The 12,231-nt window shown below is 48.0% G+C and carries 6 protein-coding genes; 1 reads left to right on the top strand and 5 read right to left on the bottom strand.

The genetic code is table 11. The features are described from left to right. Positions 1-226 precede the first annotated feature (226 nt). Entirely contained in the window at positions 227-823 is a 597-nt protein-coding gene (locus HMPREF1212_RS18560; protein ID WP_028727130.1) for a DUF3109 family protein, read from the bottom strand. Further along, on the bottom strand, positions 824-2,347 hold the full coding sequence (gpmI, locus tag HMPREF1212_RS18555; protein WP_046150634.1) for a 2,3-bisphosphoglycerate-independent phosphoglycerate mutase: 1,524 nt from the start codon (positions 2,345-2,347) through the stop codon (positions 824-826). Between the two features lie 111 nt (positions 2,348-2,458). Between gpmI and HMPREF1212_RS18550 the strand changes: the two genes are divergently transcribed. Next, positions 2,459-3,157 (top strand): M48 family metallopeptidase, encoded by a 699-nt coding sequence (locus HMPREF1212_RS18550; protein ID WP_046150633.1) that lies wholly within the window; start codon positions 2,459-2,461, stop codon positions 3,155-3,157. Between the two features lie 8 nt (positions 3,158-3,165). Here the strand turns inward: HMPREF1212_RS18550 and sprA are convergent, their stop codons facing one another. The 3 genes from sprA to HMPREF1212_RS18535 all read right to left on the bottom strand — a co-directional run bounded on the left by sprA (position 3,166) and on the right by HMPREF1212_RS18535 (position 12,225). Beyond that, positions 3,166-10,608, bottom strand: a complete 7,443-nt coding sequence (gene sprA / locus HMPREF1212_RS18545) for a T9SS outer membrane translocon Sov/SprA (protein ID WP_046150632.1) — start codon at positions 10,606-10,608, stop codon at positions 3,166-3,168. A 59-nt stretch (positions 10,609-10,667) separates the two neighbouring features. Then, on the bottom strand, positions 10,668-11,258 hold the full coding sequence (gene ruvA, locus HMPREF1212_RS18540; protein ID WP_028727126.1) for a Holliday junction branch migration protein RuvA: 591 nt from the start codon (positions 11,256-11,258) through the stop codon (positions 10,668-10,670). Between the two features lie 94 nt (positions 11,259-11,352). Further along, positions 11,353-12,225 carry an SMP-30/gluconolactonase/LRE family protein gene (locus HMPREF1212_RS18535; protein ID WP_046151230.1) on the bottom strand — a complete coding sequence of 291 codons (873 nt, stop codon included), beginning with the start codon at positions 12,223-12,225 and terminating at the stop codon, positions 11,353-11,355. Between the last annotated feature and the right edge of the window lie 6 nt (positions 12,226-12,231).

Below are 12,231 nucleotides of genomic sequence, written 5' to 3'. Positions count from 1 at the left end.
AGATTACTCCCTGTATTCGACTACCCCTATTTATATATATATGTACCCGCGCGCGTTTCCTAATATCCTGTGTATCAGCATCCGTTTTTTCAGGTTTTCGCGGGGAATTGTTAAAGGGTCGTTTTTGGTGGGTTTTCAGGAAGAGAAACAGGGGATTTGCAGCTACAAAAAAAGGCCGTCGTTTGGTAACGACAGCCCTTTGATTATCACTTTATGAGAAAGAGTATTACAGTTCGCCTGCTTCTTCCTCTTTCTGCTTTATCCATTCTTCGGCTACAAGGGAGAGTTCCTCATACCATTTTTGTCCGAACTTACGGATAAGCGGTTCCTTCAGGAATTTATATAAAGGAAGTGCTTCTTTCCGGCCTAGCAGTTCGGCAGCCTTACATATTTTCCAGCGGTCGTAGTTGACGGCGCGGAAGTCTTTGTACTGGGCAACGCGCACCGGATAAAGGTGGCAGGATACCGGTTTGTAGAAAGACAGTTTCCCCGCGCGGTAGGCCTTTTCGATGGCGCACTTGCAGGTGCCGTCGCTGTCGTAGCAGGTGAAAACACAATCCTTGCCGTTGACGATAGAGGTCACGATGTCGCCCTCGCAATCGATATAGGCTACTCCCTGTTTGTTTATTATTGCCTGCGCCTCGGGTGAGAGGTCGTCCCAGATGATGGGGAGTGCCTTTTCGAGTTGGGCTATTTCGCTTTTGTCGAGCGGTGCACCGGAATCACCTTCTACGCAACAGACGCCCTTACACTGAGCAAGGTCGCAAAGAAAATAAGCCTCGATCAGATCGAGGCTTACCAATGTATCGCCTATTTGAATCATTTACTTAATCAGAGATTTTCCTGTCATTTCTTTCGGTTGCTTCAATCCCATGATGTGAAGGATGGAAGGAGCAACGTCAGCCAGGATACCATCTTCTACTTTAGCATCTTTGTTGGCTGTTACGTATACGAAAGGAACAGGGTTCAAAGAGTGAGCCGTGTTAGGGGTGCCGTCTTCGTTCAATGCGTGGTCGGCATTACCGTGGTCGGCGATGATGATCACTTCGTAATCGTTAGCCTTGGCAGCTTCAACGGTGTCGTTCAGGCAAGCGTCGATGGTAACGACCGCTTTCTCGATAGCCGAGTAGATACCGGTGTGGCCTACCATGTCGCCGTTGGCATAGTTACAAACGATATAGTCGTATTTCTTGGTGTAGATCGCTTCAACCAGTTTGTCTTTTACTTCGAATGCACTCATTTCCGGTTTCAGGTCGTAAGTAGCTACTTTCGGAGACGGAACCAGGATACGGTCTTCGCCATCGAACGGAGTTTCGCGTCCACCGTTGAAGAAGAAAGTAACGTGTGCATACTTTTCTGTTTCGGCAATGTGCAGCTGAGTCTTACCGACAGAGGCAAGGAATTCGCCCAATGTGTTTTCTACATTGTCTTTGTCGAACAGGATGTGAACACCCTTGAAGCTTGCATCGTACGGAGTCATACAGAAATACTGCAGGTTAGGAATAGTCTTCATTCCTGCTTCCGGCATATCCTGCTGAGTCAGAACGATTGTCAGTTCTTTCGCACGGTCGTTGCGGTAGTTGAAGAAGATAACTACGTCGCCTTCTTCGATAGTAGCTACCGGCTTGCCGTTTTCCACGTGTACGATCGGTTTGATGAATTCGTCGGTTACGCCTTCTGCGTATGACTCTTCCATAGCTGTAACCATGCATTCAGCCGGTTTGCCTGTACCGTTCACGATCAGATCGTATGCTTCTTTCACACGTTCCCAGCGTTTGTCACGATCCATAGCATAATAACGGCCGATGATAGAAGCGATCTTGCCGCTGCTTGCTTTCAGGTGGTTTTCCAGTTGTTCGATGAAGCCTTTACCGCTCTTCGGGTCGGTATCGCGACCGTCCATAAAGCAATGAACGTATGCTTTGTCAATTCCGTATTCCTTAGCGATATCAGTCAGTTTGAACAAATGTTCCAGTGAGCTGTGAACGCCACCGTCTGAAACCAGCCCCATGAAATGGATCTGTTTGTTGTTTTCTTTCGCGTAGCTGTAAGCACGTTTGATTTCCGGATTGTCGAGGATAGTGTTCTGACGACATGCGATATTGATCTTCACCAGATCCTGATAAACGATGCGGCCTGCACCGATGTTCAGGTGGCCAACTTCCGAGTTACCCATCTGTCCGTCAGGTAAACCGACGTTTTCGCCGGAAGCCTGCAACTGAGAGTTAGGATAGGTTGCCAACAGTGAATCCCAGTAAGGGGTGGGAGTGTTGTAGATTACATCATCTTTACCACGGTCGCCGATACCCCAGCCGTCGCAGATTAATAAAAGTGCTTTCTTGCTCATGATTGCCTTATTTATATAGTTTATACTTATTAAATATCTAATACCGGGCGCAAAGATAAGCATTTCTACCGTAATATTATTTCCCTTTAAAGTATTACTTTTGTGCTGAATATGGAAAAGAAGATACACGACAATGATCTGGGAACCATCCTTCTCCGTACTACTCCGCGAGCTACCCGCTATACGTTGAAAATATCGAAGGGAATGATCACTGCGACTATGCCGGTAGGTGGCGACGAGCGTAGGATGCTGGCTTTTATAGAAGAGAACCGGCAGAAGCTTCTTGCGGCATTGAAAAAGCATCCGGCACGTCCGTTGCTCGATGAGACGACGACGTTGCAGGCTACTACTTTCAAGCTGGAAATATTCTGTACCGACCGTACCAATTATTATATGACGCTGAAGGATGGCATCCTTCGTATAGCCTGTCCCTCCGGAACCCGTTTCGAGTCGGAAAAGGTGCAGCAACTATTGAAAGACCTGTTGGAAAAAGCGTTGCGCCATGAGGCCAAGCGCCTGCTGCCCGACCGGTTGATGGCATTGGCCGCCAAACATAACTTTACCTGTACGGGAGTGCGGATCATGAACAGTAAAGGCCGCTGGGGAAGTTGCAGCACCCGGCGGACGATCAACCTCTCCCTCTCCTTAATGCTGCTCCCCTGGCATCTGATCGATTATGTATTGCTCCATGAACTCTGCCATACGATCGAGATGAACCATAGCGACCGCTTCTGGAAACTTCTGGATAGCCTGACAGACAATAAGGCACTGGCCTTGCGGAAGGAGCTGAAGAACTACCATATGTTTTAAACCCCTCCTTACTGTGCCAGCGAGAACCTCAGGGCAACGCCATAATTGGAGTTGCTTGTCGGGTAGGATGCGTTAGAGATCAGCGGCTCATTGATCTGCAAGTCGTAGAAGGCACGCAGGGTCAGTGCGCGGCTTAATCCGTAATCGGCAGAGAACTGGATCGTCTTGGCAATGTTACCGCTGGTGGCCTGTGTAAAGCTATCTTCGATCTTACGGATCAACGACTGCATCTTGTTGTATGAGAAATCGAGACGCACGGTCAGGTCGTTGCTGAAGTCGCGTGTCTTTTTCATCTTCAGGATCTTGTTGAACTCGGCGAACTTATATCCCAATCCGATCGTATATTTGTTGGAAAGCGCTTCCACGATCTGGTAAGATGAAATGTTCAGGTTCAGATTGCGTGAAGTCGAATAGTCCATGCGGATCGTGATATTGTTCAGCATCGTAGCGTCGACACCCAGCAACGGGTTGAAGCTTTCGTTAAGACTGACGGATGATATTTCGTACGGAGACGACGGTATTGCCAGGTTATTAGAACCTTGTGTAAATCCGAGGTTGTCGCCCAGCCCGCCGTCTACCCAGGTAGAATAGGAGTTGTAGGAGCCGACATTATATGTACACACATACTGGTGACTCAGCATAACGCTCTTGAAGTGTTGCTTTATAATCGGAATGCGAACCAGTCCGTCGTAAGTGATACGCCAGTTCGGAAGTAGATTGCGGAGAGCCGGGAATGGCGACGACGAAATCTTATTCGGGTCTTTTCCTGTATAAGCAGCCAGGAAAGCCGGAATCAGCACGTCGGCGGAGTTCTTATTGACACCACCGCCTTTGTATTCTTCCCCGCCTTGTCCGTTTTCAGTCAGGAAGCCTTTGTTGGGATAGGTGGTTCCGCTGTACCGGTTTTCAAGACGGTTGGCTATGATCTCACGGTTCTCGATGAATTTGTTGAATACGTCCGATGCATAACCGTTATCGGCATTGCCGCTACCTTTAAAGAAACCTTTCAAACCGATGGTTGTCATCAGGAAGTTTCCGCCTGTCTGTTCAGTCATGTTGTTGTACGCATATTGTATTTCGGTACTGCGAGTATCTACCCGGTTTGCATTCAGGTCGATCTTCAGGCCGGTTATCGGTTCCAGGTTTGCCCGTATATTCAGGTTCTTGGCACTGCTTATTACGGCAGGGGTTATGTTGTTGGGGTTGTCGTCGACCAGCCAGCCACGTTCTTTGGCATCATCTATATAGCTGCGGTTTACGGCACCGAAGGCAAAGCCCAGACCGGGCGACAAGACACCCGCCGATCGTCCCTGACCGAAGATGTCGCCGATCATCGGACGGAATCCGGGGATCATCATACCATCGGTGGTCTGATACTGGATATTGATACGGCGTACCATCATCAGGAAGCGTGAAGCGTGTTCGGCTGTTTTATACAGGAAGTCTTCAGTTGCTTTGGGGCCCGGTTTGATCGTCAGTTTCAGATGAGCCGTATCCTTATTGAGGATCATCACCTGTGCGTAGTTGATCGGTTTGTACTTGATGGCGTAGACTTTCCCGTCGGCTCCGCGTGCGGTGATACGCACCTTTTTAGTGAACATACCGTGTTGAACGACTGTTCCGCTATCCATATTCAGTTGGATGTCTTTCTCCAGTTTGATCTCTTTTTGCTCCTTCTTCTTGGCCGACGTACGGGTGGCGGAGAACTTTTGGTTCACCTTTTTCAAGAACTTGTTCTTGTTGTAGAGCGAAAGCATGTTCAAACTGTTCTGCATATCGATCTGCCGGTTGTTCTTGATGGTGTTACCTATTTCGTAAGTGGACTCTACCTCGGCTCCGCGATCCCAGTTATACTGCGCATTGTAGGTCAACGAGCTGTTAACCCAGTCGAGCACGGGGATATACTGCAAAGGCAGGTTCCAGGTCACGTTGAATGTCTGGTCGTACTTCATCGGCGTACCCAGGTCGGCGATACTCTGCTTCACGGAGTCTTTCCAGATTTCGTATCCGTTCGGGTTCAACTCTTTGTTCACCTGTTGGTACGGCTCTTCGATACGTGCATTCGTACCAGAGGTGAATGTCATATTCAGGTTGTTGGTGAAGTCCCAGCGCAGGCTGAAAGCACGATCCCAGTAGAAGGTCGAGCTGAAGGATGCTTCCGGCTTATAACCCGTATCTTCCAGGTCGCGAAGTTGCAATTCGTAATAGTTGCGCATCATGGCAGTCTGGAAGCTGATGTTCGACGGAACATAGTTCAGGCTGAATTGCTTGATATAGCGGGTGTACCCGTTGCTCTTCTTAAGCTTTTGGAACGGACGGAAGGGCTTTACGTACGGGGTATAGCTGTAGGCTAAGTTTCCACGGTAATCCTTGGTCGTTTCGTATTCGGTTTCCGGATTTTGCTTTTTGCTTTGACTGAAAGAGTAGCCGAACGAGAAGTTGGCCGGGTCGTAAGGCATCGGGTTCTTGCTGCGGATATCCGCTTTCACGTTGTTGAACGAGATACTCTTGATCACGGTTTTATCGACCGAGAAGTTCTTGATCGAGTCTTTCTCGGCTTTTGTCTCTACTGCATCGAGGGCATCTTTTAATTTGATATCCTGATCGAGCGGGTTGTACTGAGGCTTGGTCATTTCTTTCGAATAAGCGTAGTACATCGGGATACTTACTTTCGCCTTTTCAGGGAAGAATTTACCCCATTCGATATTGGTTGCAATATTATACTGTGAGAAGTCGTCGATACGGCGTTCGGACAAAGACTGGTCGAGCGCACCGAAACCGGCTGTTTCGATACGTCCACCCACGTTCACTGTTCCGAGGTCGGACACAGCCACGTTGAGGTTGGCATTGGCAGCCCATCCGCCTGACTCGTTGAAATCGCTTAGGCGTAGTTCGTTTACCCAGACTTCGGCACTTTTTACCGTATTCGATTTGTTACGGACACCAATCATGATGGTTTTTACTTCAGCCAAGCTCGGGTTACCGACGATCTTTCTCGTGTTAAGCCCGTTGTTGGGGTCAGGCTTCGAATAGACGGTCTGAAAATTAACACCGCTTACTCCTTTGCGTTTGTCGCTGTTACGTTCTAACTTGAGGTCGGTCAGTATTTCGAATGCGAAACTGATCTTGTTTGCGTCAGGCCAGATTTCTTTATTAGAGGCTGTTGTTGAATGAGCAGTCAGGGTCAACGGCACTTCGTATTCGTAATAATTGTTCTTATAGTCGGAGCCTAAACGAATGAATACGGACATGTCGCCATCGGTGGGGACATTCGAGTCGTTTACCAGTGCTTCCGCATGAGTGAACATCTCTATCCTTTTGTATTGGCGCAGGTCGTAAGATGTGTTTTTATAGACGGCGCGTGCATCAAAAGGAGAAAGCTCAGTGACCTTCAGCGAAAGTGATTGTTCGTTCTGACGTACGTATTGAGGCTGTCCGGTCATAATCTCACGGCTTACGCCTTCCGGTGTTACATAGTGGATAGGTGTACGTGTACTGTTCTCTTCGATATTTACTGATGAAACTTCCAGTGTACCATTCGACTGTACCGGCACTTTAGGGTCGGACAGGTCCTGTTCGTACGAACGCCAGTCACCACGAACCAGTTCGAACGAGCCGAAGCGGAGTATGGTCGGCTGTTTGAAGTTCGTCATATACATACGCATAAAGCGGATGCTCTTGAAGTCGTTGATGGCTCCGACACGGCGGTTGTATTTCTTGATAGGTATTTTGAACAAGTACCAGGTTACTGAGTCTTTCTTGCCGTTGGCCAGTGTAGGTCTTGCAGGCTTCTCATCTACGATATAATTCTCTCCTACCTTCAACCCGTTCGGACTGATGGTAATCTTATATTCGAAGTATTTCTCATTCTTATTCATGGTATTGTCCTGATTCAGATCTTCCACATCCGGATTTTTTGAAGCGGATGTATCGTATCTTTCTCCATTTCTACCTGTTTCAGCGGAGTTCCCTTCGGTTCCATTGTACCGTTTGTAACGCTCGAGGATACTTAGCTCTTTGCTGTCGAGGTCTGCTCCACGGAAGTAACGGTATTTGTCTGTTCCCGGATTGTTGAGTGGAGAAAAGAGGTCACCTTCCATGTCTGTGATGGTTGCGGGAGCCAGCTTGGTTTTTAATTTCTCTATAAATTCCTTGTAAGTAGGGTATTCACGCTCTTGTTCGGCAGACAGACCGTTTAGACCGACATCCTGTCTGTCACGTGTTCCGGCTGTATTGTCAAAAGCATAGACAGTACTTTGCTGCTTGGGAACAAGCCCCCATACGGTAGAGTCTACTTTAGTCTGGTCACCGTCGATTGGTAAACCATTCTCAAAGAACTTTCTTCCGTCCTTCAGAACGTCTTCTGATATTTCACCTAGGTTGAAATAAAGATCTCCTCCGGTATTAATCTTATTTGAATCTTCAAGGAACGGGTCGAGCATCCAGAACTCGATATATTCAACGTTGGCAGTTTCAAAGTCGCTCTGATCTATTTTGCGCATGATACCGCCCCAACGTTTTTCAGGGTTCTGTAGTGTACCATCCGGATTAACCTGATCTGCATCCAGATTGTACGGCCCGCGTTCATTAGGATAGAAAGCCAGGTTGAGTGCATTAATCGTACTAGTTTCATTATATCCCATATCTTTGTCAGGGAATAACTCGGATACCTGAATCTCACGCACATAATGATTGGACAGGTCATTTTTTGTCATATACGAAGGCCGCTGGCTGGAATTCCTACGGGTAAACAGACCATCTACGTAATACCAGGCCAACAAGGCACGTTCTTTACCATATGCAATATCGTCTACCTTATCTGCATTGGGGAATAAAGCAGTCGCTTTGTTGTCGTCGGCCGGTGTACTGGCCAGCTTCCAGGGATAAGGACTCAGCAAGTCGTAGCCACTTTGGGTCGCTTCGAAATCGTCGATATAAGAATAACCTCCGTTTTCTTTACTTTCGTAGTGGCCGGCAATCAAATGCGCAAACTCAGCATTAAATGCAATTTGACTGGGTTGTGTAAGAGTGAGCAGCGGCAGTTTGTCGAACATATTAGTCAACCACTGGCTTTCTGCCTTGTAGGAGGTGTTCAACCCCCACAGTGTATTTTTGATGGACTCGTCACCGATCGTTGTTTTGGTAGTCAGTGGCATTTCCGACATGTGCATAATGGTAGCTCCCAATGAGAAATTGGGGTTGAACTGGTAATTCAGATCCAATCCTACCATCGTCTTTCGTTGCATGCTATAAGCCGTCTGGTTTTCCAATGTTACGCTGACAGGAGTTCCCGCAGAGATAATACTTTCATTCAGGATAGTAACGGTACCGGATGTATAATCGACCGTATAGTCCACGTTTTCAGTCAAGACGGCTCCGGCAGCAGTTACACGTACCGATCCGCGTGCCACGTTGCTGGCGCCCAATTGTATTTCGGCGGCGGAAGAAGCTTTGTATTCCCCCGTCATCTTAAACTTGTTCTTTTCGGCTATCTGCCGGGCAACAGTCTGAGTCGAGTCGTATAGTTCCTGGAAGACATATTTGTCTGCAATAGCAGCAGATATGTTCAGGTCTGTCATTTTCTTCTTCAGGCTCGAACCGAACGGTTCGACGCTCGGGAATATGACTTTACCAGTCTCCGTTTGAATGGTATATCCTTCCACAAAGTCGAAGAAACCGTCTGAATGTTCCTGATTCTGAGAGTTCAGTCGGTCGGCCCCCATGATGCGGATCCATATTTGCTTTGGATTAGTCGATTCGGGCAGATAGTTCAGGTAGGTTCCTGTCGTATCGCTTTGATACGTCACATCCAGACGGAACTTCTCTTTCTGGACGGAGTAAGCCCCCAGCGAATAAACGTTTTTCATCATCAGCTTCCAGAACTTCATGGAAGGGGTCATGTTCGTATTTTTCAATAACTTTACGAAGATTGCCTGGCTGGGAGTGATATTGGAGTCATCCGAGAACTCTCCGACTCTTTTGGTTTTCTTTGTTCCCCCGTCTGAATATTCATATTCGTAAGCAACAGCCAACACATCACCAGGCTGCAGGGTCGTTTTTAGCGAGATATACCCTAACTGCTTGTCGTATGTGTATTCCGAAGCATCCAGTAAGCGGGCACTTTCCACCTCCTCATAATCTACTCCACCGACCAGGTCGGAAAGGACTTGTTGAGCTTGTGTGATGTCACGGGCGCCACTATACCGACCCTGCAATTGGCTATACAAGGTGTTGGCATCATTGGCCGGATATTGGGGCATGCCAACTACTGTAAATTGGTTGTTGTATATGTATTCTTTATTGTTCTCCGCCAGGTCGGTGAAAGCAACGATATTGCGTGCCTGGTCGTAGTTACCTCTCGTATTGGTTACCCATACCTGCATGCGGGTGATTGTAAGAGGAGCGTTGATCTGAGGTAACTTTGCAACGGCGTTATCATAATTATGATAGAAGTAATGCGCCATGAAGAAGTGGCGGTTCTCGTCATACTTATCAATTGTCAGTTCGAACGGTTTGGTTTGTACGCCACCTTTCGAGTTTACGGTTTTAGACTCCGACTCCTGCTGTGCGAATAAGGCGTTCACCCTCAATTTACCGAACTGAAGGTCTGCCTTCATACCGAACAAAGCCGCTCCACCGTTTATCAGGGAGTTGCTGGTAGTCATCGATACGTTACCGGCTTCCAGCGACTTGATGATCTCGTCTTCCTCACCCGTATAGGCCAGCTTCAGCTTTTTAGAGTCGAAATCGAACGAAGTCTCTGTATTATAGTTCATGTCGAAGTTCACTTTCGAACCGACGCTAGCCTGTACATTCAGCTGTACGCTCTCATCGAAGTTAAAGAAAGTGCGGCTACGAGCCCGTTCGGGAAGTGAAGGGTCTTGCGTACTGTTACGTTTCAGCCCCATCGTAACCTCGGCCGATCCCTGTGTCTTTACGCGGACACCACCGGGGCCGAACACTCTTTCTGCCGCACCGATACCGAATTGCATATCAGCCAGGTTGAACTTCTTGTCGGCTTCTTTTTGAAACTCCTCCTCATTCTTCTGGCGGTAGTAGGAGCGGAGCGACTGCTGCATGCTATAATCCTGGTACTCCTCGGGAGTCAGGGAGATAGGTGTAGTCAGGTCTTTGTCTCCTAAGCGGGTGCGAACGACATACGAACCGGTCTTAAGATCATATTCAACGGCTGTTTTTACGTTCTCCGGGTCGCGTAAGTCCATCGGTGACTTTTTCGTCAAATCTTCATAGTCCTGCGGTATGGTTTTGGAAACCGGGTAACGGGTTGCCGGTACGGTATCTTTCCCGTCGGGCATATCCTGTCCGTCCAGTAGCTGAATATCCGGCAATGTAGCCGTATATGTCAGGTAATCGGCATTCAGCGAGAGCATGCCGACCCCGAATAGCAGTATGGTTACCCAAATAAGATATTTAAGAGTTTTCTTTTTCATTTCAAACTGTCAACTGTCACTTGTAAGGGTTGTTTGCGAACCGCCCTCCCTGTCAACTATTAAAGCATTCTGAGTGCACTTTTAATCACTTGTTCCACAGCCAGCATAGGCGAACTTTTCAGTATCGAGCTTACTGCCTTCTGTGAAGCTGTCTTTTGGAATCCCAACATAACCAGGGCGGCAACTGCTTCTTCGGCAACTGCTCCGTGGCCGGGTGCCGGAACTGCTGTGCCTCCAACTGCCATATCTCCGGCCTTTACCTTGTTTTTCAGGTCTACCAGGATGCGTTGGGCTGTTTTTTGTCCGATACCTTTTACAGAGGTGAGTGCGGTTTCGTTTTTGGTAGCTATCACCTGTATAAGTTCGGAAGGGGGAAGTGACGACAAGATCATGCGTGCCGTATTGGGGCCGACTCCGGATACCGAAGTCAACAGCAAAAACAACTCGCGTTCTGCTTTCAGGGCAAATCCGAATAATAGGTGGGCATCTTCACGTATCACTTCATATACGTAAATTTTCCCGGAAGGTTTTCCGTTGAATGCGCTGTATGTAGTCAGAGATATGTTAAGTTGATAGCCGATCCCGGCACACTCAATAATCATTTGCGTAGGAGTCAGCTCTACGATATCCCCCTTAATATATTCTATCATTTTGCGTTACATCTTTGTAATTCGTACCTATTATAACGCAAAATTAAGCAAAAGCGTATATCAGACCTAAAGAAATCTTCAATAACGTGAATAATTATTCTCTTCCGGGGTATTCGGCAACGAAGGTTTCAAAGCAACCGCGGTCTTGCAGGGTGACGAAGCAACGGCGATTATCCGCACCTCCGAAAGTTATGTTGGAAGGTTTTTTGCCTTTCAGCCGTATTTCGCGGATCAGTTTACCCTTCGGGTTGATAACGGCTACCGTCCCTTTATCATACCGGCAGAGATATAAATTCCCTTTTACATCACAACGAATGCCGTCCATCCCATAACCTTCGAAGGTATGGAAAAGCTTTTTGTTCCTGAGTGTCCCGTCCGGCTGTATATCGTAGACCCATACTTTCAGTTGGGCAGACTCGTTGACGTATAATTTCTTCCCGTCGGGGCTGACATCGATCCCGTTGGTCGTCCCCAGGTTACTACCGAGCAGGGTTACTTTCCGGTCGGGCGTGATCAGCCAGAGCTGTCCTTTCTCATTCGGCCAGTCCGGATCGCTGGCATACAGGTTGCCGTTGGGAGCCAGGGCGATATCGTTGGGCTGGTTCATTTTCGGTTCGTGGGCATATACGCTGACCTCTCGGGTGTTCATATCCACTTTCAGGATGTTATGTCCGGTATAGTCGGCCACCAGCATATTCCCTTCCTTGTCGAATCGGATACCATTGCCGGTAGATCCTTCCGGTAAGGTCACGAAACAATCGTGCGACCCGTCCGGACGTACGATACCGATCGTCCCCTCTTTGGCATAATTCACGGCATACAGGTTGCCGGCCTTATCTGTGGCGGGGCCTTCTATCCCGTTGGTGAACGTCCATTCGGGAAGTAGGTCGGTGGTGTCCCGTGCATGGGCTGTCAGGGGGGCAAAGAAGCAACCGAGGATAAAAAGAAAGATTGCAGGTGTTTTCATGATCAT

It is taken from the genome of Parabacteroides sp. HGS0025, assembly GCF_000969845.1.
Classification (GTDB): Bacteria; Bacteroidota; Bacteroidia; order Bacteroidales; family Tannerellaceae; genus Parabacteroides; species Parabacteroides gordonii.
This window is presented reverse-complemented; position numbering and strand designations above follow the sequence as displayed.